Source organism: Mesorhizobium sp. WSM3873 (genome assembly GCF_001672445.1).
Classification (GTDB): Bacteria; Pseudomonadota; Alphaproteobacteria; order Rhizobiales; family Rhizobiaceae; genus Mesorhizobium.
Genome location: NZ_LYTM01000013.1, coordinates 73826 through 95092 on the forward strand (window position 1 = coordinate 73826; position 21267 = coordinate 95092).

A 21267-nucleotide genomic window follows, 5' to 3' on the forward strand; every position below is an offset into this window, starting at 1 on the left:
GTCAACACTCAGTCCGGAACGCTGGTCTGCAGGGCGAGCGCATGCAGCACGCCGCCCATATTGCCTTTCAGCGCGTCATAGACCATCTGGTGCTGCTGGACGCGGCTTTTGCCGCGGAAGCTCTCGGCCACCACTTCGGCAGCGTAGTGGTCGCCGTCACCAGCCAGATCGCGAATCGTCACCTTGGCGTCCGGAATGCCTTCCTTGATCAGCCGTTCGATGTCGTGCGCATCCATTGCCATGGCAGAAATCCTGTTTTCGAGCGGGCGCAGCCCGTGCGATGAGAGTCGGGGATAAGCGTAGAGCCTTTCCGGTCCGGATTGAAGCCGTTCCATCCGTGACCGAGGCTTCACGGGATATTCCGACCCGGCTGAGCCGCGTCGCCGGCGGACATATCCTCGCGCGTCGAGTAGGCGCGACCGAGGCTGAAGGTCAGCACGTAGAGCGGCACGTTTATCGCGATGCCGACCATCGGCAAGTAGCTCGTCCACTGCCAGACCGGGGAGAAAAACGGCCGGCCGTAGCCATCGCACATAAGCGAAGAACCATACGCCCAAAGCGCTCCGATGGCGGTTGCAATGGCGAAGAGCTTGACGCAAGTGACGATATGCCTTGCCCGGGCCGGCTCCGGCAAAAGGCGCTGCCACAGCACCAGGCACAAAACAGGAATGGCGTAGACGAGGTCCTGAGCGGCCAGCAACGGAATTGCGCCGTTCGCCGCAGCAAGGAACTCGGCTCGCGTTTCGAGCCTTGGACAGACCTCGCTCGAGGTCGTCGACAGCAGCAGAAAGACGAACGGGCCGAGGAACCAGAAAAAGAACAGCGACGGCCAGAAAACCGCTGCAAGCAGCGCCCGGACCGCCAGCCTGGTCAAATGGCCTGATCCATGAAGCGCGGGAACCAGCCCTCATGGGCGGCGGTCAATTCGCTGACCGGAACGGCACGCGCCTCGCCGAGCTTCAGCGTGTCGCCACCGGTCGTGCCGATCCACGGCGCGAAGATGCCGAGCTTGCCCTGCTCCGCGCGGATCCTGTCCCATTCGGCGCTTTGCGGGTCGATCGACAAGGTCAGGAGATAACGTCCTTGGTCCTCGCCGAACCAGACCGGGATCGGATCGGTGCCGGTGAGGCCGGGAATGGTGGCGCCGATGCCGGATGCCATCGCCATTTCGGCCAGCGCCACGGCAAGGCCGCCGTCGGAGACGTCGTGCGCGGCAGTCACGATGCCGGAAGCGATCAGCGCGCGCACATGGTCGCCGACGCGCTTTTCATGTTCGAGGTCGACGGGCGGCGGCGAACCGTCGGCGCGGCTGTGGATGTCGCGCATATAGGCGGACTGGCCGAGATGGCTGCCCCATGTCGGCGGCGCGCCGACCAGCACGATCATCTGGCCCTCGGCGGCAAAGCCGACGCGGGCCATCTTCGACCAATCGGCGATCAGCCCGACGCCGCCGATGGTCGGCGTCGGCAGGATGCCGCGGCCATTGGTTTCGTTGTAGAGCGAGACATTGCCGGAGACGATCGGGAAGCCGAGCGCGCGACAGGCGTCGCCGATACCCTTAACCGCTCCGACAAACTGGCCCATGATCTCCGGCCGCTCCGGATTGCCGAAATTAAGATTGTCGGTGGCGGCAAGCGGCAGGGCGCCCGTTGCCGTCAGGTTGCGCCAGCATTCGGCGACGGCCTGCTTGCCGCCCTCATACGGGTCGGCCTCGCAATAGCGCGGCGTGACGTCGGAAGAGAAGGCGAGCGCCTTGGTTGGATGACCTTCGACGCGCACCACGCCGGCATCGCCGCCTGGGAGCTGCAGCGAATTGCCCTGGATCAGCGTGTCATACTGCTCCCACACCCAGCGGCGCGAAGAGAGGTCCGGTCCGCCCAGCATCTTGAGCAACGCGTCAGCGACGTCGGCCTTGGGCGCGTCGTTCGCTGCAAGCGGCGCCGGCTTCTTCGTTTCGACCCAGGGGCGATCATATTCCGGCGCCTGGTCGCCCAGTTCCTTGATCGGCAGGTTGGCGACCTCGTCGCCATGGTGCAGCACGCGGAAGCGCAGGTCGTCGGTGGTCGTCCCGACGATGGCGAAGTCGAGGCCCCATTTGCGGAAGATCGCCTCGGCTTCCTCCTCTTTCTCGGGGCGCAGCACCATCAACATGCGCTCCTGGCTTTCCGACAGCATCATCTCGTAGGCGCTCATGCGCTCCTCGCGCACCGGCACCTTGTCGAGATCGAGCTCGATGCCGAGATCGCCCTTGGCGCCCATCTCGACCGCCGAGCAGGTGAGCCCGGCCGCACCCATGTCCTGGATGGCGATGACCGCGCCCGACGCCATCAGCTCGAGGCAGGCCTCCAGCAGGCACTTTTCGGTGAAAGGGTCGCCAACCTGTACGGTCGGCCGCTTCTCCTCGATCTTGTCGTCGAACTCGGCCGACGCCATGGTGGCGCCGCCGACGCCGTCGCGCCCGGTCTTGGCGCCGAGATAGACGACCGGCAGGCCGACGCCCTTGGCCTGCGACAGGAAGATGGCGTTGGTTTTGGCGAGGCCGGCCGCGAAGGCGTTGACCAAGATGTTGCCGTTGTAGCGGGCGTCGAAATTGACCTCGCCGCCGACGGTCGGCACGCCGAAGGAATTGCCGTAGCCGCCGACACCGGAAACGACTCCAGCAACCAGGTGCCGGGTCTTGGGATGGTCAGGCGCGCCGAAGCGCAACGCGTTCATCGCCGCAACCGGTCGGGCACCCATGGTGAAGACATCGCGCAGGATGCCGCCGACGCCGGTCGCGGCTCCCTGATAGGGCTCGATATAGGAGGGGTGGTTGTGGCTCTCCATCTTGAAGACGACGCAGTCGCCGTCGCCGATGTCGACCACGCCGGCATTCTCGCCCGGCCCCTGGATAACCTGCGGGCCGCTGGTGGGAAGCGTGCGCAGCCATTTCTTGGAAGACTTGTAGGAGCAGTGCTCGTTCCACATCGCCGAGAAGATGCCGAGCTCGGTGAAGCTCGGCTCGCGGCCAACCAGATCGAGGATGCGCTGGTATTCGTCGGGCTTCAGCCCATGCGCGGCGACGAGCTCGGGGGTGATCGGCACGGAATTGGATATGGTCATGAGCGGCGATTGGTATCCGTCGGAGAGGGGGCTTTTTCTGAGTCTCCTCTTATCGCAAGCGTTCGAGCGATACACCCCCAAAGCACAACGAAAACGCCGGAAAACCGCTGCGCCGGCACCGGCCGGTAGCGCGAGGCGCTTAGGAAAGGACAGGTCAGGAAAAACTGTCGTAGCCGGCGCGGCCCTCGTCGAGCAGGCGGCGGATGACCGCGACGCCACCGGCGACATCCTTGCTTTGCCGGGGTTGCGAGACACCGAAGCGGACGCCGTGGAAGACTTGTTCGGAACGACCGGCCTTGAACTCATCCTCGTCGTCGATGAGCACGCCCTGCGCAAGGCAGGCATTCTTGAAGGTGCCTGAGAGCCAAGGATCCGGCAAGGTGAGCCAGACGAAGGGCACATTGTCCCGTGCCTTGAAGTCAAAGCCAACCAGCGTCTCGCGCACGACGTGGACACGAGCTTGGATCTCTGCAATGCAGCGCTTGCGGATATCGCTGGCCTGGCCGGACATCACCAGCCTTGTTCCGACTTCCGCCAGCAGAAAGGGCAGCCCGCCGGTCATCATCTTGTGCGCCACGCGGATGCGGTGGCGGTAGGCGGGCGGGCAGGACAGCCAGCCCCCGCGCACGCCGGCCGCTACCGACTTCGACAGGCCGCCGACGACGATCGTGCGCTCAGGGGCGTATTCGGCGAGCAGTGGCGTCGGATCGTCGGTCAATTCGCCATAGAGATCATCCTCGATCAGGACGACATTGTACTCGCGCGCTATGCGCGCGATCGCCTGGCGCCGCTCCGCCGACAGCGTCACCAGCGTCGGGTTCTTCGCCGTCGGCATCACGAACATCATCTTCGGGTGTTTCTGCGCGCAGACGCGTTCGAAATCGTCGGGATCGAGACCTTCATCGTCCGCCGAGACCAGCGCGGTACGGCGCCCGATCAGACCGGCGCTGCGCGAGATCTGCGAATAGGTGAGATGCTCGAAGACGATCGTGTCGCCAGGCGTGGTGAGCGCCGCGATCGCCGCCATCACCGCCGCATGGGTGCCAAGCGTCGGCACGATCGAATCGGGCGAGGGGTGAAAGGAATTGCGCTTGAGCCAAAGGCCGCCGGCCTCAAACCAGCGCTCCGGGAAATCCCTGGTATAGCTTGAAATGTCGTGAGGGTGCTCCTCCGCCGTCCGCGCCAGCAGTTCGGCAATCAGTGCGCCTTGCCCGACATCGGGGGCGGCGGTGCTGTCGAAGCGCAGCTTGCCGCTCGGCGCGTCGATGAGCCGCGTTCCGAGCGCGGCGGGCTGCAGCTCGGGCTTGGGGCTCTCCGCGCGTTGCGCGAGCACATAGGTGCCGCGCCCGACCTCCCCACTCACCAAGCCGCGCTCGCGCAGCAATTGATAGGCCCGGCCGACGGTGCCGACCGTGGTGCCAATGTCGTAGGCGAGGTCGCGCTGCGGCGGCAGTTTTGCACCGGCATCAATGACGCCCTTGTCGATATCTGACTCAATGCTGTCAGCAAGGCGCTGATAGAGAGGGCCGGAACCGGAAGCGAGGTCTGGGAGCCAATTTGTCATGGTGACAATTTTTTATATTGCATCGCGAGACGAGTCAATCGATATGAAAACACGGGTAACTAGAGTACAATTGATAGAATTGGTTGATCGCAAGATGAATACAATTGATACATTCCGTTATGACAGCGCCGAGTTGCACGGCCGCCCGTCGGGGCGCCGCGGGTTCGTTGACCGGGTCGTATTCGTGCTTCGTGCCATCGCCAGGCAAATCGACCGAATGCTGGAACGCCGTCGCGGACGCCTTGCGCTCTTGGAGATGACCGACGAGCAGCTCAAGGACATCGGCGTTTCGCGCTGCGACGCCCATCGCGAAGGTATCAGGCCGTTCTGGGACTAAGCCCGGCGCGACCGCCCTTAGTTGTTGCGATGCATGTCGTTCTCCCAAGACGCTTCGAGGTTTTGGGCCGCGAACAGAGCTTCGTCGGTATGTTGATTGCGACTGCAGGACGAGCGCGAAAAAGCCGACCGTCAATCCTGCATTTGCAGGAATTGGCCTACGGCCGAGTCACGCGGCAGCGGCGCAGGATGGACTGCCGGCCTGCCAGCGCGCGATGTCGGAGCCTATGCGCGCGCCCAGCGGTTCGGCCATCAACGGCCCGAACACGTCCACCTTGCGGGAATTGCCCTGTGCTTGCACGACCAGCAGCGGCTTGCCGCCATAGTGCTTGGCGGGCACCAGCAGGAATCGCGGCGTGCCGCTGTAGGAGTTGAGCTCGTTGGCCATCTGATAGGGCCTGAAGGCCGGGTCCTTGCTGGCGATCCAGCATTTGTGAGCGGCGATGGCGACCTGCTCCATGGCAAGCAGGGAAGCGCTCTTGCCTGAGGGGGGCGGCGTGGTCTTCGAGCCGGACTGGCAACAGGCGAGCGCAAATCCGGCGGCGGCCAGGAGAGCAAGGCGAGTAATCGTCAGTCTCATGGTCAGGCCGCCCCGTTGGTCTGAAAGAATGGTCTGAAGGAATCGTCTGAAAGGATCAAGCGGCGATGCCAAGCGCGCCTTCGAACAGCGCCCGGCCGTCGCTGCCGCCGTGTGCCGCCTCGATCAGGTTTTCCGGGTGCGGCATCAGACCGAGCACATTGCCCTTCTCGCTGACGATGCCGGCGATGTCGTTGATCGAGCCGTTGGGATTGGTGCCTTCGGCATAGCGGAACACCACCTGGCCTTCGCCTTTGAGGCGCGCCAGCGTTTCGGCGTCGGCGAAATAGTTGCCGTCGTGATGCGCGACCGGTGAGCGAATGATCTGGCCGGGCTGATAGCCGCGGGTAAACATCGTGTTGGCGTTGGCGATCTCGAGCTTCACGTGCCGGCAGACGAATTTCAGCGAGGCGTTGCGCATCAGGGCGCCGGGCAGCAGCCCCGCCTCGACCAGGATCTGGAAGCCGTTGCAGACGCCGATCACCATCACGCCCTTGGCCGCCTTTTCGGCCACTGCCCGCATCACCGGCATGCGCGCGGCGATCGCCCCGCAGCGCAGGTAGTCGCCGAAGGAGAAGCCGCCGGGAATGGCGATCAGGTCGACGTCCGGGATTTCGGTGTCGGTTTGCCAGACGGTCGCCGGCGCCTGACCGGAAATCTTGGTCAGAGCCGCGATCATGTCGCGGTCACGGTTGAGCCCAGGCAGGAGGACGACGGCTGATTTCATTTGGGTCGTAGGGCCTCTGGTCTTCGGCGAGTTCGCTGGTGATGCACGCGCTTCAGGAGCCTGTACATCAAATCGCTGGTGGCTTCAGGCATAACCTCTGCGCTGCAACCTCAGGTAATAGCCACACTATAATTCTCAATCACCGTGTTCGCCAGAAGCTTGTCGCACATGGCCTTGAGGTCGGCTTCGGCCTTGGCTTTGTCGGTTCCGGTGAGCTCGATGTCGAAGACCTTGCCCTGCCGCACCTGGCCGACGCCGTCGAAGCCCAGTCCTGAGAGCGCGTGCTCGATCGCCTTGCCCTGCGGGTCGAGAACTCCGTTCTTGAGGGTGACGGTGACGCGGGCTTTCATCGATACTCCTGAGTGATCGGTAGTGCGGAGGGCGGGCACGCCGTTTCCGGCAGGCCCGCGCTGGCAGTCAGTGCTTCGTGCTCTTCGAGGGCTCGGAAGAGGCAACGAGCACCGGGCCTGTCGGGCGCGGCGGCTCGTTCTCATTCATGATGCCGAGGCGGCGGGCAACTTCCTGGTAGGCCTCGACCAGCCCGCCCATGTCGCGGCGAAAGCGGTCCTTGTCGAGCTTGTCCTGAGTGGCGACGTCCCACAGCCGGCAGGAGTCCGGCGAGATCTCGTCGGCGACAACGATGCGCATCATGTCGCCCTCGAACAGGCGGCCGCACTCGATTTTGAAGTCGACAAGCTGGATGCCGACGCCCAGAAACAGGCCGGAGAGGAAGTCATTGACGCGGATAGCCAGCGCCATGATGTCGTCGATCTCCTGCGGGCTGGCCCAGCCGAAGGCGGTGATGTGCTCTTCCGACACCATCGGGTCGTCCAGCGCATCGGCCTTGTAGTAGAATTCGATGATCGAGCGCGGCAGAACCGTGCCTTCCTCGATGCCCAGGCGCTTTGCCAGCGAGCCGGCGGCGACGTTGCGCACCACCACCTCGAGCGGGATGATCTCGACTTCCTTGATCAGCTGCTCGCGCATGTTCAGCCGGCGGATGAAATGGGTCGGGATGCCCATACGATTGAGGTGATTGAAAATGTGCTCGGAGATGCGGTTGTTGAGCACGCCCTTGCCGTCGACCACCTCATGTTTCTTCTTGTTGAAGGCGGTGGCGTCATCCTTGAAGAACTGGATCAGCGTCCCGGGCTCAGGTCCTTCATAGAGGATCTTGGCCTTGCCTTCGTAAATGCGGCGGCGATTTTTCATCTGATTTTTTCTCTGGATTGGCGGGCAGGCGGCAAGCGGCCAGTTCCTGTCCGTCTGCCTAAATTAGTTGTGGCGACGGGTGCGTTCAATGCCGGTGTCTATAGCAATCGTAATGTTTGCTCAATCGGCAAATCCAGCCGATCAACCGCTTTCGGAACCGAAATGCCGCAGCGCAGCATGGGACGTTGCATATTGACCGGCCCGCGACCTTTTGGTTTGTGCTGGGTAAGCACACATATTCATAGCCAAGCGAATCGATTTGATCGGAGGGACGCATGAGCAGCATGAAAGACCGCGAAGAGGGCTTCGAGCGCAAATTCGTCTTCGACGAGGAGCTCCGCTTCAAGGCCTCGGCGCGCCGCAACAGAGCGCTCGGCCTGTGGGCCGCCGAAAAGCTGGGCAAGAGCGGAGCCGATGCCGAGGCCTATGCCAAAGCGGTAGTCGTCTCCGACATCGAGGAGGCCGGCGACCATGACGTCTTCCGCAAAATCCGCGAGGACTTCGACGCCGCGGGCGTCAACCAGTCGGACCATCAGATCCGCCGCACCATGGACGAGCTGATGGCGCAGGCGATCGAGCAGGTCAAGAACACGTAAAAATCGTTGGACCAATCGACCGCCCGGCTCAGCCGGGCGGTTTTCTTTGCCTTGCCGCCGTTTCCGGCTGAGACTGCGGATCGTTACCAAGGAAGTTCCGATGTCGCTCAAGTCCCGCCTGGCCGCCGACGAAACGCTGTTCACCGCCTGGTCCGGCGTGCCGGACGCGCTGACGGTAGAGATCATCGCCAAGCAGGGCTTTGATGCCGTTACCCTCGACATGCAGCATGGCGGCCACCACGAGGACAGCGTTCTGCGCGGCCTGGTGCCGGTGCTTGCCGCCAACAAGCCGGCGCTGGTGCGCATCCCGGTCGGGCGCTTCGACATGGCGAGCCGGGCGCTCGATTTCGGCGCCGAGGCGGTGATCGCGCCGATGGTCAATTCCGTAGACGACGCCAGGCAGTTCGCCGCAGCGATGAAGTATCCGCCGATAGGCGAGCGTTCTTGGGGCCCGACCTATGCCTTCCCGCGCCATGGGAAGGGCGACCATGCCGAGTGGCTGCGCGACTCGAACCAGCGCACCATGGCCTTTGCCATGGTCGAGACGCGTGCGGCGTTCGAGGCGCTGGACGGGATCCTCGAGACGCCCGGCATCGATGGCATCTTCGTCGGGCCGTCGGATTTCTCGATCGCCTGGTCGAACGGCACCACCGTCAATTCGACGCTGGAAAGCATGATGGAGACGGTCGCCTCGATCGCCGAGCGGACGCGCAAGGCCGGCAAGCACGCCGCGATCTATGTCATCGAGCCGGCCGTTGCCGGCCGCGTCGTGTCGATGGGCTACCGCCTGCTCGCCATGGGCTCTGACCACACGCTGATCTCGCTCGGCGCCAGGACGCTGCTGAAGAGCATGCGGGATTCGATCGGCGCCTGAGGCGCCGGCGTTTCAAGGCTCCTTCAGTTCCGTGAGGAACTTGGCGAAAGTCATCGATCCCTCCGGCCAGGGGCCGAAGCCCGCGTCCTGGTTGAGATGGCCAGCGTCGCCGGCGTCGATGAACAGCGAACCCCAGGCGGCGGCGATGTCCTCGGCAACCTCAAAGGCGCAGAACGGGTCGTTGCGGCTGGCGATCACGATCGACGGAAAGGGCAGGGGCTCGCGCGAATAGGGCCCGAAGGTCATCAGGTGCCTCGGCCTGATCTCCGGATTGGCGACATCAGGCGGCGCCACGAAGAAGGCGCCCGCGACCGGCTTCTGGAATTGCGGGATCGCCTGCACCGCCGCCGCCACACCCAGCGAATGCGCGACGATGACGACCGGCCGCTCGGCCTCGTTGACAGCTTTCGCCACACTTGCTGTCCAGTCCTCGCGCACGGGTTTCGTCCACTCGGCCTGCTCGACCCGGCGCGCTGTCGATAGCTTCGATTGCCACCGGGTCTGCCAGTGCTCGGGCCCGGAATTGGTGTAGCCCGGTATGATGAGAATATCGGCGTCCTTGACTTTCATGGCGCCGATGTAGCGAGCGCCCCTGTCTGATGCAACCGGCCGGTGGGATGCAGTGGCATCACAAAGGTGAACAACGTGTTCGATTCTTTCAACCTTGTGTGAACGATGGTGATGAACGATCTGGAGAGGGAACAGGAATGACTAATAAACGTCGGCGCGACTGCCCATCGTGAGATCGGCGCCCGAACGGAGAGTGTGATGAGCGAACTGCCTTTTGCCGCGACCACCCCGGTCAGCGTCGCGCGTGTCGGGTTGAAGGCGCGCGATGCCGAAAACCTTGCCGCCTATTATCGTGCCGTCGTCGGCCTGCAGGAGTTGAGCCGCGCCGATGGCGCGATCACCCTCGGCGCCGCGGGCCGCCCGCTGCTGGTGCTGGAGCAGGATGCCTCGGCCAGGCCTGACGACCCGCGCAGCGCCGGCCTTTTCCACACTGCGTTCCTGCTGCCGTCGCGCGCCGATCTCGGCCGGTGGATCAGCCATGCCGCCGCCAACCGGATCGGCATCGAAGGCGCCTCGGACCATCTGGTCAGCGAGGCGCTCTACCTCACCGACCCTGAAGGCAACGGCATCGAGATCTACGCCGATCGCCGTCCGCAGGATTGGAAATGGAACGGCGACAAGATCGCAATGTCGACCGAGCGGCTGAACCTCCCCGCGGTCGTCGCCAGCGTGCCCGTCGGTGATGCCGGCTGGCAGGGAGCGCCGGAAAACACCATTGTCGGCCATGTCCACCTGCGCGTCGGGCGTCCGGAAGACGCCGAAGCGTGGTGGCATGACGAATTCGGCTTCGACACGGTCGCCAAATATGGCGGTCAGGCTGTGTTCCTGTCCTCCGGCCACTACCACCACCATATCGGTGCCAATTCCTGGCGCAGCGCCGGCGCCGGCCGCCGCGATCCCTCTCGCTCGGGCCTCGCCTGGGTCGAAATGCGCTCGGATAACGTGAAGGCCGAGACGACGCGTGAAGATCCCTGGGGCACGGTGATCAGGACGGTGCCTGGCAAGGCTTGACTAGGGCTGCGCCACGCTAGCGGGCGCTTTCACTCGGACTCAAGCCTCTCCAAACACCCGCTTAAAGATCGTGTCGACATGCTTGGTGTGATAACCGAGGTCGAACTTCTCGCGGATCTCGGCCTCGGGCAGTGCCGCTGTCACGTCCTTGTCGGCAAGCAGTTCCTCAAGGAAATCAGCGCCTTGCTCCCATACCTTCATGGCGTTGCGCTGTACCAGGCGATAGGCATCCTCGCGTGACACGCCAGCCTGCGTCAACGCCAGCAACACGCGCTGCGAGTGGACCAGGCCGCGGAACTTGTTGAGGTTCTTCTCCATGTTCTCGGGGTAAACGAGCAGCTTATCGACGACGCCGGTCAGGCGTGCCAAGGCGAAGTCGAGCGTCACCGTCGCGTCCGGTCCGATCATGCGCTCCACCGAGGAGTGCGAGATATCGCGCTCGTGCCATAGCGCCACATCCTCCATGGCCGGCATGGCGTAGGAGCGGACCATGCGGGCAAGGCCGGTGAGATTCTCGGTCAACACCGGGTTGCGCTTGTGCGGCATCGCCGACGAACCCTTTTGTCCCGGCGAGAAATATTCTTCCGCTTCCAGCACCTCGGTGCGCTGCAGATGCCGGATCTCGACGGCCAGGCGCTCGACCGACGAGGCGATCACGCCGAGCGTAGCGAAGAACATCGCATGGCGGTCGCGCGGGATGACCTGAGTCGAGACCGGTTCCGGCTTCAGGCCGAGTTTCTTCGCCACATGCTCTTCGACGTAGGGATCGATGTTGGCGAAGGTGCCGACCGCGCCCGAGATGGCGCAGGTGGCGATGTCTTCGCGCGCGTGCAGCAACCGCTCGCGGCAACGCGAGAATTCGGCATAGGCCAGCGCCAGCTTGACGCCGAAGGTGGTCGGCTCGGCATGGATGCCGTGGCTGCGGCCGATGGTGATGGTATCCTTGTGCTCGAAGGCGCGGCGCTTCAGGGCCACAAGCAGCGCGTCAATGTCGGCAAGCAGAATGTCGCTGGCGCGAGTCAATTGGACCGCAAGGCAGGTGTCGAGCACGTCCGACGAGGTCATGCCCTGGTGAATGAAGCGGGCGTCCGGTCCGACGAATTCGGCGAGATGGGTCAGGAATGCAATCACGTCATGCTTGGTGACGCGCTCGATCTCGTCAATCTTATCGACGTCGAATTTGGCCGCGCCGCCCTTTTCCCAAATGGTCTTGGCGGCTTCCATCGGGATGACGCCGAGCTCGGCCAGCGCATCGCAGGCATAAGCCTCGATCTCGAACCAGATGCGGAACCGGGTTTCGGGCGACCAGATGGCGACCATTTCCGGCCGGGAATAGCGAGGGATCATGGTTTCTTAGTCCTGCTGGGAGAAGCTTTGGCCGCGTCCTAACAGAGGCCGGCTCAATGCTCAACGCCGCCGGCGTGCAAACCAGATGCTGGCGGCGGCAAGTGCGGCAAAGCCGAACGGAAAATAGAGCCGGATGCCAAGGACGACGAACTGGTAGAGCGCAGCGAGGATCGTGAACACGAACTCAGACGCCCAGGTCCGCGTGAAGGCCGGCGCGTGCCACTCGGCGTAGTAAGAACGGTATTGCAGGGCAAACAGCCCGCCGGTGAAAGCGAGCGTCGCGCCGAGCAGGCATACGAAAGCTGCGGCGAGCGCGGTTTCCCAGTGGCGGCCGCGCGATACCAGCGCGGCGAACGTCAGCCCGACCGGAAAAGCAAGCGCGCCGCCGAGCGCATACAGCAGCACGACGAAGCGGGCGCTGTCCGGCGTCTCCCAATAATACAGATTGAGGAAAGCGCTCGCCGCCATCGCAGGCCCCCACAACAAGGCGCCGACAATTGCCGTGCCTGCCGAGGGCAGAGCGTCGCGCAGGCGGTTTGCCAGGCGCAGACGCAAGGAGGCCGGCTGCAGCGAGGTTACGGTCACTGGGCCGCGTTCCGCGGCGAAAAGCGGTTCGGCTTGCCTGGTGGCAATGCTCCCTGTCTCATTGGCGTCATGGCTATCACGCCATGGTGAACAAGACGTGCCGCTCGATGCATCCAATCCGGCGGCCGTTTGTTATTGTGGGCGCCCGACAGGGACGCGCGGCCACCCACCGGAGGGACCAGCATGACCGTCGATGTCAGTAAGATACGCGAGCATATGGAAGTAGTCGGCGCCGATGGCGTCCATGTCGGCACCGTCGACAAGGTCGAGGGGCAGCGCATCAAGCTGACCAAGGCCGACAGCGGCATGGGCTCGCACAAAGGCCACCACCATTACGTTCCGCTGGCTCTGGTCGCGGAGATCGAAGGAAAGAAGGTCTGGCTCTCGGCGAATTCGGACGTCGCGGTGACGTTCGAGGAAGAGAAGTCCGACCCGACCTGACCGACGTCCAGAACTCTAGCGGGACGACCAGACCGGAAAGAGATCGCCGTCGGCCGGCCTCGCCGCGTGGACGCCGCGGCTGACGGCGCGGGCCATCGTAGACCCCGCTGCGGCATAGAGATCGATCGCTGCATCGGCGCTGAGTTCGATGCCGCTCCTGCCGGTCGCGAGCGCAAAGACGAGATCGCCGTCGGCCGGTGTGTGCGTCGGCCAGATGGCGCGGGCAAATCCGTCATGCGCCGAAATCGCCAGCCGTTTGGCGGCCGACTTGGAAAGCACGGCATCGGTGGCAATGACGGCAATCGTCGTGCTGGCGCCCTCTGGCGGTTCCCCTGCGCGCCTGTCGCGGTACTTCAAGAGTATCTTCCTGGCGTCTTCAGGTATCGGGTCGGGATAACCCAAGCCGCCGAATTCATCGCCGATCTCGAAGGGAGCGGCCCAGAAATGGCGGCTGCGTCCGACCGTCACCGAACCGGTCGGGTTGACGGCGGCTAGCGCGCCGATGGTGACGCCGCTGCCGAGCACCGTCGAGGCCGAACCCAGCCCGCCCTTCAGACCGGAAGTCAGCGCGCCGGTACCGGCGCCGACCGTACCGAGCGGGAAGTCGGTCGTTGTCGCCTGAGCCGCCTCGTAGCCAAGCTCGCGATAGGGCGGATAGCGGCCCCAATCCTTGTCGCCGCCATTGCGCAGGTCGAAGAGGATCGCGGCCGGCACGATCGGCACGCGAAAACCACCCACCTCGATGCCGATGTTTTTCTCCCGCAGCGCCGCCTGGACGCCGGAAGCGGAATCGAGGCCGAAGGCCGAGCCGCCGGACAGCACGACTGCGTGAATGGTCGCGATCGAGTTTTGCGGCTCGAGCAGGTCGGTCTCACGTGTGCCTGGTGCGCCACCCAGCACCTGGACTCCGGCCACCGCCGGCTCCTCGCAAAGCACTACCGTGACGCCGGACTTCAGCCTGGCGTCAGCAGCATTGCCGACGGTGAGTCCGGCGACGTCGGTGATCAGGTTGCGTGGACCGGTGCGGAACATCAGTTTTCCTCCAGCGGCACGAAATGGGAGCCGTCGAAGCGGAAGGCGCGGAATGGGTTTTGGCTGAGATCGCCCTTTTCGTCGAAGCGGACGGTACCGATAGCGGTCGCGAAATCATGTTCGGTCAGCGTCTTGGCGAGCGGCTTGCCGGAGCTTTCTGCGTTGACCGCTGCCGCCTTGGCGACCTCCACCGCGGCATAAGCCGGCAGCGTGTAGCCGTCGGTCACGATCTTCCTTTCGCCAAAGGCCTGCACGACCTTGGGGTCCGCGACTTCTGACCACTCCGGCAACGCGATCATCAGTGTGCCGGCCGCATAGGGCACATCGCCGGGTGGCGTGCGCAGCGTCTCGCCGCCGGCGAAGGTGATGCCGGCATTGAGCGAGGCAGCGTCGCGCCCCATGATGGCGATGTCGTCGCCGTCGCCGCCGGCAAACACTTTCGTAGCCCCCGCTTTCTTTAGCCGGCCGATCAGCCCGATCTGGTTGTCGAGCTGCGGCCGGAACGTGTCGACGAAGACCGGTTTCAGCGCCGCCTGCTCGGCGGCCGCGCGGAAAGTCTCTGCGATCTCTCGGCCATAGATGGTGCCGTCATCGATAACGGCGAACAATTCGTTCTGCCAGAGCCGAGTGAGGATCGTGGCCACCGCATTGCGTTCGTCGTCGCCGCGCGGGCCAAGCCGGTAGACCGGCCAGCCGGTCTTGGCGCGGCGGTCGGTCAGGCTCTCGGTGCGCACGCCGATCGCGATGACCGGAATGTTGGCATCCTTGAGGATCGGCAGCGCCGCCTCGATCGCTTCGGTGCACAGAAAACCGACAACGATGTTGACCTTGGCATCCACGAACTGCCTGGCAGCCGCTGCACCGCCGTCGGCAGTGCAGGCGTCGTCAACGGTTTGGACGGCGACGCCTTCGGCCTCCGCCGCCAGCCCGGTCCCCGCCTCGATCTGCTTGCCGAGGATCGCCGACGGCCCCGACAGCGGTGCGGCGACGCCAACCAGCGTCTCGGCATGGACGCTCGCGGCCAGCCAAAGCAGCGCGGCTAAAGTCGTCGTGAGAAGGCGCATTCGGGCGAGAGGTCCTCCGTGCCGGGAGTATTGTTCCGGCACTATTCCAGCAAAGACCTAAAGGCTGCCTAATCCCGGTGCAACACGCGAATTCAGGATTGCGCTCAAGCACTTCGCTTGTGTCATACAATATGCAGCCATATATAACGAACTTCCGTTTTGGCAGGTGGATCATCGGGTGCTGAAGATTAATGACATCGGGCCGCAAGCCTATCGCGATGCGATGGCGCATTTTGCCGGCCATGTGCATGTGGTGACCACGGACGGCCCGGCCGGGAAACGAGGCGCAACGGTGATTGCCGCCTGCTCGGTCTCGGATACGCCGCCCGCCGTGCTTGTCTGCCTCAACCGCGAAAATCCCAAGAACGAGGCCTTCATCCGGAACGGCAATTTCGCGCTGAACACACTCGCCTCGGACCAGGAGGCGCTGTCGGTCGGCTTTTCCGGCATCACCGGCCTGCCGTCCGAGGAGCGCTTCGCGCTCGGCGAATGGGACGTGATCTCGACCGGCGCGCCGACGCTGAAAGGCGCGCTCGCCGTCTTCGACTGTCAGATCATCGATACCAAGGATTTGGCCACCCATCGTGTGCTTTTTGGCAAGGTGACGGGCCTGCGCATCGGCGATAATTTGCGGCCGCTGATCTACCACAACCGCGACTACCACGTTCTGTGAAAACCGCTCTTGCGCTTTGATGGGTCGAGGCGCGCACCCGTGGCGGGAAGGCGATGCTGCCGCGTGTCGACGAGTTCCGCGCCGTGCACAATCTGGACGCGCTGGTCGATCCTTGCGCCTCGCTCGACCAGCGGCCGGCCGCAGCTGTGTACCCGCGGCGCTGGCTGCGAACTGGCGACAGGCGGGCCGCGTAGCCATATGTTTCGCACCGATATATTCCTCTGGGACGTTCCCCGAGAAAACAGACTTTGTGAGAAGCGACGATGGACGAGAGCATTTATCTCGATGAGGCCCGCGATCCCCTGATCATCGCGGAAGGCTGGATGAAGGACGGCAAGGATGTCGCCATCGCGACCGTGGTCGAAACCTGGGGTTCGGCGCCGCGCCCGGCCGGCAGCCATCTGGTCATCGACGTCGAAGGGAATTTCCACGGTTCGGTTTCCGGCGGCTGTGTCGAGGGCGCGGTGGTGACCGACGCGATCGACGTGATCGGCTCGGGCAAGCCGCGGATACTGGAGTTCGGCGTCGCCGACGAAACCGCCTGGCAGGTAGGCCTGTCCTGCGGCGGCCGCATCAAGGTCTATGTCGAGCGGCTGGGTTGATTGCGGATGGACCCATATGTTCTCAAAACATTGAACGAAGAGCGCCGCGCCAGGCGCGCCGCGGTGCTGGTCACCGACCTCGGTGACGGCCGCGACCGCATCGTGCGTGAAGGCGACCGCGTCGCGGGCGAGCTCGGCGCGGCGATCGCCAGTGCGTTCCGCACCGGCATTTCTCGATCGGTGGAAGCGGAAGGGCGGACTTTCTTTCTCAATGCGCATCTGCCGCGCCCGCGCCTTGTGGTGATCGGAGCGGTGCATATCAGCCAGGCGCTCGCGCCAATGGCCAGAATCGCCGGCTATCCAGTCGAGATCATCGATCCGCGCACCGCCTTCGCCACGCCGGAGCGCTTTCACGGTGTAGCGCTGCATGCCGAATGGCCGGAAGATGTGCTGAAGCGCCAGCCGCTCGACAGCTACACCGCGCTTGCCGCCGTCACCCACGATCCGAAGATCGACGATTTCGCGCTGAAGGCGGCGCTCGACGCCAGGTGCTTCTATGTCGGGGCGCTTGGCAGCAGGAAGACTCACGCCAAGCGGGTCGAGCGTCTGCTGGCGCTGGGCGCCAGCGCCGACCAGATCGCCCGCATCCATGCGCCGATCGGTCTCGATATCGGCGCCGCGAGCCCGGCCGAGATCGCCGTAGCGGTGCTGGCACAAACCATCCACGCCTTCCGCTCGCGCGGCCTGGAAAGCAAAGGCGCGGTGGCGTGAAGTTCGGTCCGATCGCGATCGATGAGGCCGAAGGCGCGGTGCTGGCGCATGCAACCACTGCCGGCGAGCGGCGATTCCGCAAGGCGCATCGGCTGAACGGCGAGGACGTTGCGGCGCTGAAGGCGGCCGGCATCAGTGAAGTGGTCGTGGCCGTTCTCTCTCCCCATGATCTCGGCGAGGATGCCGCGGCCGAAAAGATCGCGTTGAGTATGTCCCATCGCAACGTCGAGACGAAGCCCGCTGCAACCGGACGCGTGAACCTGCATGCCGAAACCGCAGGCGTCTTCACCGTCGACGCCAAGATGATCGACGCCATCAATGCCATCGACCCGGCGATCACCATCGCCACCCTGGCGCAGCACGCGCCTGTCGAGGCGGGCCAGATGGTGGCGACGGTGAAGATCATTCCGTTTGCCGTCGCTGCGAGCCTGGTCGATGCGGTGGCCAAGATTTGCGCCGGCGGTGAAATCTTCGCCGTCAACGCCTATCGCCCGGTCAATGTCGGCGTCATCCAGACGACGCTGCCCGGCTTGAAGCCGAGCGTGCTCGACAAGACGCTGCGGGTCACCGAGGCGCGGCTGGCGCGCTCCGGCGGCCGGCTGACTGCGGAGCGGCGCACGCCGCATGACGTGACGCTTGTTGCGGAAGCAGCAAGCGCGCTGGCGCGCGACAACGACATGGTGGTGATCTTCGGCGCCTCGGCGCTGGCCGATTTCGCCGATGTCATCCCTGCCGCGATCGAGAAGGCGGGCGGCAAAGTCATTCGAGCCGGCATGCCGGTCGATCCCGGCAATCTGCTGGTGCTCGGTACGCTCGACGGCAAGCGCGTCATCGGCGCGCCCGGCTGTGCCCGCAGCCCGAAGGAAAACGGTTTCGACTGGGTGCTGGACCGGCTGATCGCCGGGCTTGACGTGACGGCGGGCGACATTGCCGGCATGGGCGTCGGAGGCCTGTTGATGGAAATCCCGTCCAGGCCGCAGCCGCGCGAGCCGCTGCCGTCGCAGTCGGCAAAAGCGGAGCCGAGGGTCGACATCGTGCTTCTCGCCGCCGGGCGCTCCAGCCGCATGGGCGGGCCGAACAAACTGCTGGCGCTGTTCGACGGCAAGCCGCTGGTGCGGCGCACCGCCGAGCGGGCGCTGGGATCGAAAGCGGCCAACGCCATCGTCGTCACCGGCCATCAGCGCGAGCGGGTGCGCTCGGCGCTCTCAGGTCTCGATATCACGCTTGCCCACAATCCGGACTTCGCCGACGGGTTGGCCTCGTCGCTTAAGGCGGGCATCGCGCGGGTCGCGCCCGACGCGGCCGGCGCCATGATCGTGCTCGGCGACATGCCTGGTATCTCGTCTAAGGATCTCGATAGCCTGATCGATGCGTTCCGCCGATCCGGGGGCCGCGCGGTGGTGCGCGCGGCGCATCACGGCAAACGCGGCAACCCGGTGCTGCTGCCGCGGTCGCTCTTTGCCGCCGTCGCGCAGCTCGAAGGCGATACAGGCGCGCGCCATCTGGTCGAGGCCGAAGGGCTCGACGTCATCGATGTCGAAATCGGGCAGGGCGCTTCGATCGACGTCGATACGCGCGAGGCGCTGGAAGGCGCGGGCGGCGTGCTGCAGGATTGACAAACCGAAGCCGAATTTCGCATGGCTTCGGAATGTCTTTGCGCTGCCGAACTTTCCTCACTTTGCTCGCCGCAACAGCTTTTTCGCTCTCTGCCGCCGAGGGCCAGACGTTGTCGCTGAAACCCTTCAAGGACGAGCTTTTCGCTTATCCGGCGACGCTGTCGAGCGGCGACAACGGTGCCTATACGGTGCTCGACTATCGCGAGATGCGCGACATCAATCAGCGCGACGAGGTGCCTGAAAGGCGTGTGCATGCCCAATATATCGACCCCGGCGTGCGCAAGATGCAGCAGGATTTGATGCTGAAGACCGATGTCGGCGATGTCCGGCATGTCGCAGTCGGCAAGACGCAAGGTGCCGCCATCATCGTGCTTTATCTGCACGGGCAGGGCGGCAGCCGCAAGCAGGGCGTCGACGACTTCACCTTTGGCGGCAATTTCAACCGCCTGAAGAATCTGATGGCCGAAAATGGCGGTCTTTATCTTTCGCCGGACTTTCCCGATTTCGGCGACAAGGGCGCCGCCCAAGTCGCGGCTTTGATCGACCACTATGCAGAGACATCGCCCGGCGCGAAAATCTTCGTCGCCTGCGGCTCGATGGGCGGCATTCTCTGCTGGAAGCTGGCCGACCGCAAGGATACTGGCGCCCGCGTCAGTGGGCTGCTGCTGCTCGGCTCGCTCTGGGACCAAAGCTTCTTGACCAGCCCGGCGTTCAAGCGTCGGGTGCCGGTGTTCTTCGGCCAGGGCAGCCGTGACGTGGTTTTCCAGGTTGAGAAGCAGGAAACCTTCTTCCGCTCGATCCTCGCCAAATCGAAGAGCTATCCGACCCGCTTCGTGCGGTTCGAGACCGGCACGCATGGGACGCCGATCCGCATGGTCGATTGGCGCGGCACACTCAACTGGATGCTGACGAAAGCGCCCTGATCAAGGCGGCGTGTTGTAGTCCAGGACGGTCTCGGGATTGATCTCGCCGTCGTAGGACGCATCGACATCATACTGCACCAGCGAGAAATTGCCGTGGCGGAACAGATAGGTGCCGGTCGATGAAGCGTCGCCGACGCCGCGCCATTTGTTCATCGAGGTGATCGTCTTGGTCTTGTCGTCATATTCGGAATTGACCAGCTGGTCGTCGGTCTGGAAGCCGATGATGTGGATGCCCTCGACCTTGCCTTCACTGTTGTTGTTCTCGTAACGGATGTCGAGTTCCGGCGCGGCGAACTGCAACTGCCGGACGCCGGACACATCGTCATAGATGTAATAGACCGCGCTTTCATTGTAGGCGGCCATCGAGCAGAAGAAGCGGAAGAGCCGCGTCTCGCGCTCCGGCTCGTCGGCTCCAGCGTCCTTGTCCTTGTAATGGATCGAGTATGCGTCCGGCTCGCCGGCCGGCTTGCCTTCCGGGTTCTCCTTGTCGCACTGCTCGCCATAGGCGGCGAGGAACGACTTCCTGGCCTGTTCCAGCGCCTCGTCCTTCTTAGGCGGCGGCGGGCCGTCGCCGCAGCTTGTCGGCACGGCATCCTGGAAATCCGAAGTCGACGGCTTCAGGGCGCCCTTGTCGATAAAGATCGGCTGGAACGGCGGTTCCTGGATCTGCGCGTTGACCTGGCGAAGCGTGTAGCAGCCGGCAAAGATCTTGGCTTCGCCCTTCTTGTCGGTGGCCTGGATGGCGACAGGGACGCTGTAGTAGATGCTGCCGGCAGCACCTTCGTCCGATACCGCGCCGGTCTTGACCTCGACCGTGTCGGTGCTGTCGTAGCCTTTAACGAAGGCGTCGAAATCTTTTGCCGGCTTGGTGTCGCCGAAATAACCCCAGGCGCGGGCGAATTCATGCCGGTTGATCGCGCTGTAGAGCGAACGGACAACAGCCTCGGCACTGGACCGGTCGTCGATATAAGCGGCTTCGGCTGCAAGCGCCGACCGGCCGATGCCCGCAAGGGAGAACAAGGCAGTCGCTGCGATAATGGCAGGTCTCATCGGGAATCTCCGCTCGATAACGAAAATACTACCACCGCGATTGCGGCGAGGCGGTGACGGGGGCGCAGGGCTGCTTGAAGAATCGAGCCGGGAAGCGCTAGCTCACGGCCCGCGGCGCTGACGCCGCCTGGGGAGATAACTCACGTGACCATATCCATGTACGATATTTCGGTGGCCGTCTTTTCGGCCCGGCTGAAGGCGCTGGCCAGCGTGCTGTCACTGGCCGAACAGAACGCCGCCGACCGCAAGATCGACCCGCAGGTGTTTCTGACCGCGAGGCTGGCGCCCGACATGTTCGCGCTGACCCGGCAGGTGCAGATCGCCACCGATCATGCCAAGGGCGCGCCGTCGCGACTCGCCGGCCGCGAAGTGCCGAAATACGAGGACAAGGAGTCCACTTTCGAAGAGCTGCACGCCCGAATCGCCAAGACGCTCGATCATCTGGCGACATTCTCGGCCGCCGATCTGGACGGGTCGGAAGAGCGGACGATCGAATTGAGGCTTGCCGGACGCGAGGTCTCAATGGCCGGACTGCAATATCTGCTCAACGCAGCCATGCCGAACTTCTACTTCCACATCACCACGGCATACGACATCCTGCGGCACAATGGCGTGCCGCTGGGCAAGTCGATTTTCCTGGGACGCTGAACACGG

At 64.1% G+C, this 21267-nt stretch carries 25 protein-coding genes and 1 pseudogene; 12 read left to right on the plus strand and 14 right to left on the minus strand.

Annotated elements, in window-relative coordinates:
- Positions 1 to 8: 8 nt before the first annotated feature.
- From A9K71_RS11925 to A9K71_RS11940, 4 genes are all read right to left on the minus strand, one after another.
- A complete protein-coding gene (locus A9K71_RS11925; RefSeq protein ID WP_023674714.1) occupies positions 9 to 242 on the minus strand; it encodes a BolA family transcriptional regulator in 234 nt (77 codons plus the stop codon).
- Between the two features lie 107 nt (positions 243 to 349).
- Complete coding sequence (locus tag A9K71_RS11930; protein WP_066995157.1) at positions 350 to 874, minus strand: hypothetical protein; 525 nt, start codon at positions 872 to 874, stop codon at positions 350 to 352.
- A complete protein-coding gene (purL, locus tag A9K71_RS11935; protein ID WP_066995160.1) occupies positions 871 to 3102 on the minus strand; it encodes a phosphoribosylformylglycinamidine synthase subunit PurL in 2232 nt (743 codons plus the stop codon). Before purL ends, A9K71_RS11930 begins: the two co-directional genes overlap by 4 nt.
- Before the next feature lie 154 nt (positions 3103 to 3256).
- Positions 3257 to 4666: a PLP-dependent aminotransferase family protein gene (locus A9K71_RS11940; RefSeq protein ID WP_066995162.1), complete on the minus strand. Its 1410-nt coding sequence runs from the start codon at positions 4664 to 4666 to the stop codon at positions 3257 to 3259.
- Between the two features lie 94 nt (positions 4667 to 4760).
- Here A9K71_RS11940 and A9K71_RS11945 point away from each other — a divergent pair, with 94 nt between their 5' ends.
- The gene (locus A9K71_RS11945; protein WP_066995312.1) at positions 4761 to 5003 is read left to right on the plus strand and encodes a DUF1127 domain-containing protein; all 243 of its coding nucleotides are present in this window, start codon (positions 4761 to 4763) and stop codon (positions 5001 to 5003) included.
- Positions 5004 to 5171: 168 nt separating this feature from the next.
- On the opposite strand, the gene A9K71_RS11950 is transcribed toward A9K71_RS11945, so the two are convergent.
- The 4 genes from A9K71_RS11950 to purC form a co-directional block, all read right to left on the minus strand.
- Positions 5172 to 5582, minus strand: coding sequence for a hypothetical protein (locus tag A9K71_RS11950; RefSeq protein WP_066995165.1), 411 nt, complete (start codon positions 5580 to 5582; stop codon positions 5172 to 5174).
- A 55-nt stretch (positions 5583 to 5637) separates the two neighbouring features.
- Positions 5638 to 6306, minus strand: coding sequence for a phosphoribosylformylglycinamidine synthase subunit PurQ (gene purQ, locus A9K71_RS11955; protein ID WP_066995168.1), 669 nt, complete (start codon positions 6304 to 6306; stop codon positions 5638 to 5640).
- 110 nt (positions 6307 to 6416) lie between these two features.
- Positions 6417 to 6656 (minus strand): phosphoribosylformylglycinamidine synthase subunit PurS, encoded by a 240-nt coding sequence (gene purS, locus A9K71_RS11960; RefSeq protein WP_066995172.1) that lies wholly within the window; start codon positions 6654 to 6656, stop codon positions 6417 to 6419.
- 67 nt (positions 6657 to 6723) lie between these two features.
- On the minus strand, positions 6724 to 7518 hold the full coding sequence (gene purC / locus A9K71_RS11965) for a phosphoribosylaminoimidazolesuccinocarboxamide synthase (protein ID WP_040969563.1): 795 nt from the start codon (positions 7516 to 7518) through the stop codon (positions 6724 to 6726).
- A 275-nt stretch (positions 7519 to 7793) separates the two neighbouring features.
- Between purC and A9K71_RS11970 the strand changes: the two genes are divergently transcribed.
- Complete coding sequence (locus tag A9K71_RS11970) at positions 7794 to 8114, plus strand: DUF1476 domain-containing protein (protein WP_066995175.1); 321 nt, start codon at positions 7794 to 7796, stop codon at positions 8112 to 8114.
- Between the two features lie 100 nt (positions 8115 to 8214).
- On the plus strand, positions 8215 to 8988 hold the full coding sequence (locus A9K71_RS11975) for an HpcH/HpaI aldolase/citrate lyase family protein (RefSeq protein ID WP_066995178.1): 774 nt from the start codon (positions 8215 to 8217) through the stop codon (positions 8986 to 8988).
- A gap of 12 nt (positions 8989 to 9000) precedes the next feature.
- Here the strand turns inward: A9K71_RS11975 and A9K71_RS11980 are convergent, their stop codons facing one another.
- Positions 9001 to 9558, minus strand: a complete 558-nt coding sequence (locus tag A9K71_RS11980; protein ID WP_066995180.1) for an alpha/beta hydrolase — start codon at positions 9556 to 9558, stop codon at positions 9001 to 9003.
- A 198-nt stretch (positions 9559 to 9756) separates the two neighbouring features.
- Between A9K71_RS11980 and A9K71_RS11985 the strand changes: the two genes are divergently transcribed.
- The gene (locus A9K71_RS11985) at positions 9757 to 10569 is read left to right on the plus strand and encodes a VOC family protein (protein WP_066995181.1); all 813 of its coding nucleotides are present in this window, start codon (positions 9757 to 9759) and stop codon (positions 10567 to 10569) included.
- 39 nt (positions 10570 to 10608) lie between these two features.
- On the opposite strand, the gene purB is transcribed toward A9K71_RS11985, so the two are convergent.
- The gene (gene purB / locus A9K71_RS11990) at positions 10609 to 11916 is read right to left on the minus strand and encodes an adenylosuccinate lyase (RefSeq protein WP_066995184.1); all 1308 of its coding nucleotides are present in this window, start codon (positions 11914 to 11916) and stop codon (positions 10609 to 10611) included.
- Positions 11917 to 11976: 60 nt separating this feature from the next.
- Positions 11977 to 12465, minus strand: a complete 489-nt coding sequence (locus tag A9K71_RS11995) for a hypothetical protein (protein WP_245299596.1) — start codon at positions 12463 to 12465, stop codon at positions 11977 to 11979.
- Positions 12466 to 12684: 219 nt separating this feature from the next.
- Here A9K71_RS11995 and A9K71_RS12000 point away from each other — a divergent pair, with 219 nt between their 5' ends.
- Positions 12685 to 12942, plus strand: a complete 258-nt coding sequence (locus A9K71_RS12000; protein ID WP_066995318.1) for a DUF2171 domain-containing protein — start codon at positions 12685 to 12687, stop codon at positions 12940 to 12942.
- 15 nt (positions 12943 to 12957) lie between these two features.
- Here A9K71_RS12000 and A9K71_RS12005 read toward each other — a convergent pair whose 3' ends face one another.
- Both A9K71_RS12005 and A9K71_RS12010 read right to left on the minus strand, forming a co-directional pair.
- Complete coding sequence (locus A9K71_RS12005; RefSeq protein ID WP_066995186.1) at positions 12958 to 13974, minus strand: P1 family peptidase; 1017 nt, start codon at positions 13972 to 13974, stop codon at positions 12958 to 12960.
- A complete protein-coding gene (locus tag A9K71_RS12010; protein WP_066995188.1) occupies positions 13974 to 15038 on the minus strand; it encodes a branched-chain amino acid ABC transporter substrate-binding protein in 1065 nt (354 codons plus the stop codon). The genes A9K71_RS12005 and A9K71_RS12010 overlap by 1 nt, the downstream gene beginning before the upstream one ends.
- 178 nt (positions 15039 to 15216) lie before the next feature.
- Between A9K71_RS12010 and A9K71_RS12015 the strand changes: the two genes are divergently transcribed.
- The 6 genes and pseudogenes from A9K71_RS12015 (at position 15217) to A9K71_RS12035 (ending at position 19563) form a co-directional block, all read left to right on the plus strand.
- Entirely contained in the window at positions 15217 to 15711 is a 495-nt protein-coding gene (locus A9K71_RS12015; protein ID WP_066995321.1) for a flavin reductase, read from the plus strand.
- A gap of 3 nt (positions 15712 to 15714) precedes the next feature.
- Positions 15715 to 15905, plus strand: a pseudogene (locus A9K71_RS30250) (VWA domain-containing protein); the annotation flags it as partial.
- Positions 15906 to 15974: 69 nt separating this feature from the next.
- On the plus strand, positions 15975 to 16313 hold the full coding sequence (locus A9K71_RS12020) for an XdhC family protein (protein ID WP_066995190.1): 339 nt from the start codon (positions 15975 to 15977) through the stop codon (positions 16311 to 16313).
- 6 nt (positions 16314 to 16319) lie between these two features.
- Positions 16320 to 17024, plus strand: a complete 705-nt coding sequence (locus A9K71_RS12025; RefSeq protein ID WP_066995193.1) for an XdhC family protein — start codon at positions 16320 to 16322, stop codon at positions 17022 to 17024.
- Positions 17021 to 18640: a molybdopterin-binding/glycosyltransferase family 2 protein gene (locus A9K71_RS12030; RefSeq protein ID WP_066995196.1), complete on the plus strand. Its 1620-nt coding sequence runs from the start codon at positions 17021 to 17023 to the stop codon at positions 18638 to 18640. Before A9K71_RS12025 ends, A9K71_RS12030 begins: the two co-directional genes overlap by 4 nt.
- Before the next feature lie 32 nt (positions 18641 to 18672).
- On the plus strand, positions 18673 to 19563 hold the full coding sequence (locus A9K71_RS12035) for an alpha/beta fold hydrolase (RefSeq protein ID WP_066995199.1): 891 nt from the start codon (positions 18673 to 18675) through the stop codon (positions 19561 to 19563).
- Here the strand turns inward: A9K71_RS12035 and A9K71_RS12040 are convergent, their stop codons facing one another.
- Positions 19564 to 20613 carry a DUF1176 domain-containing protein gene (locus A9K71_RS12040; RefSeq protein ID WP_066995201.1) on the minus strand — a complete coding sequence of 350 codons (1050 nt, stop codon included), beginning with the start codon at positions 20611 to 20613 and terminating at the stop codon, positions 19564 to 19566.
- Positions 20614 to 20757: 144 nt separating this feature from the next.
- On the opposite strand from A9K71_RS12040, the gene A9K71_RS12045 reads away from it, so the two are divergent.
- Positions 20758 to 21261: a DUF1993 family protein gene (locus A9K71_RS12045; RefSeq protein ID WP_066995204.1), complete on the plus strand. Its 504-nt coding sequence runs from the start codon at positions 20758 to 20760 to the stop codon at positions 21259 to 21261.
- Positions 21262 to 21267: the final 6 nt, after the last annotated feature.

Bases quoted from the DNA above. Each gene is read 5' to 3' on its own strand.
- A9K71_RS11970 (WP_066995175.1), top strand. From the start codon at position 7,794: ATGAGCAGCATGAAAGACCGCGAAGAGGGCTTCGAGCGCAAATTCGTC.
- A9K71_RS12025 (WP_066995193.1), top strand. From the start codon at position 16,320: ATGGACCCATATGTTCTCAAAACATTGAACGAAGAGCGCCGCGCCAGG.
- A9K71_RS11925 (WP_023674714.1), bottom strand. From the start codon at position 242: ATGGCAATGGATGCGCACGACATCGAACGGCTGATCAAGGAAGGCATT.
- purQ (WP_066995168.1), bottom strand. From the start codon at position 6,306: ATGAAATCAGCCGTCGTCCTCCTGCCTGGGCTCAACCGTGACCGCGAC.
- A9K71_RS11985 (WP_066995181.1), top strand. From the start codon at position 9,757: ATGAGCGAACTGCCTTTTGCCGCGACCACCCCGGTCAGCGTCGCGCGT.
- A9K71_RS11975 (WP_066995178.1), top strand. From the start codon at position 8,215: ATGTCGCTCAAGTCCCGCCTGGCCGCCGACGAAACGCTGTTCACCGCC.
- purC (WP_040969563.1), bottom strand. From the start codon at position 7,518: ATGAAAAATCGCCGCCGCATTTACGAAGGCAAGGCCAAGATCCTCTAT.
- A9K71_RS12040 (WP_066995201.1), bottom strand. From the start codon at position 20,613: ATGAGACCTGCCATTATCGCAGCGACTGCCTTGTTCTCCCTTGCGGGC.
- A9K71_RS12035 (WP_066995199.1), top strand. From the start codon at position 18,673: ATGTCTTTGCGCTGCCGAACTTTCCTCACTTTGCTCGCCGCAACAGCT.
- A9K71_RS12005 (WP_066995186.1), bottom strand. From the start codon at position 13,974: ATGTTCCGCACCGGTCCACGCAACCTGATCACCGACGTCGCCGGACTC.
- purB (WP_066995184.1), bottom strand. From the start codon at position 11,916: ATGATCCCTCGCTATTCCCGGCCGGAAATGGTCGCCATCTGGTCGCCC.
- A9K71_RS11950 (WP_066995165.1), bottom strand. From the start codon at position 5,582: ATGAGACTGACGATTACTCGCCTTGCTCTCCTGGCCGCCGCCGGATTT.
- A9K71_RS11940 (WP_066995162.1), bottom strand. From the start codon at position 4,666: ATGACAAATTGGCTCCCAGACCTCGCTTCCGGTTCCGGCCCTCTCTAT.
- purS (WP_066995172.1), bottom strand. From the start codon at position 6,656: ATGAAAGCCCGCGTCACCGTCACCCTCAAGAACGGAGTTCTCGACCCG.
- A9K71_RS12010 (WP_066995188.1), bottom strand. From the start codon at position 15,038: ATGCGCCTTCTCACGACGACTTTAGCCGCGCTGCTTTGGCTGGCCGCG.
- A9K71_RS12020 (WP_066995190.1), top strand. From the start codon at position 15,975: ATGGACGAGAGCATTTATCTCGATGAGGCCCGCGATCCCCTGATCATC.
- A9K71_RS12000 (WP_066995318.1), top strand. From the start codon at position 12,685: ATGACCGTCGATGTCAGTAAGATACGCGAGCATATGGAAGTAGTCGGC.
- purL (WP_066995160.1), bottom strand. From the start codon at position 3,102: ATGACCATATCCAATTCCGTGCCGATCACCCCCGAGCTCGTCGCCGCG.
- A9K71_RS11945 (WP_066995312.1), top strand. From the start codon at position 4,761: ATGAATACAATTGATACATTCCGTTATGACAGCGCCGAGTTGCACGGC.
- A9K71_RS11980 (WP_066995180.1), bottom strand. From the start codon at position 9,558: ATGAAAGTCAAGGACGCCGATATTCTCATCATACCGGGCTACACCAAT.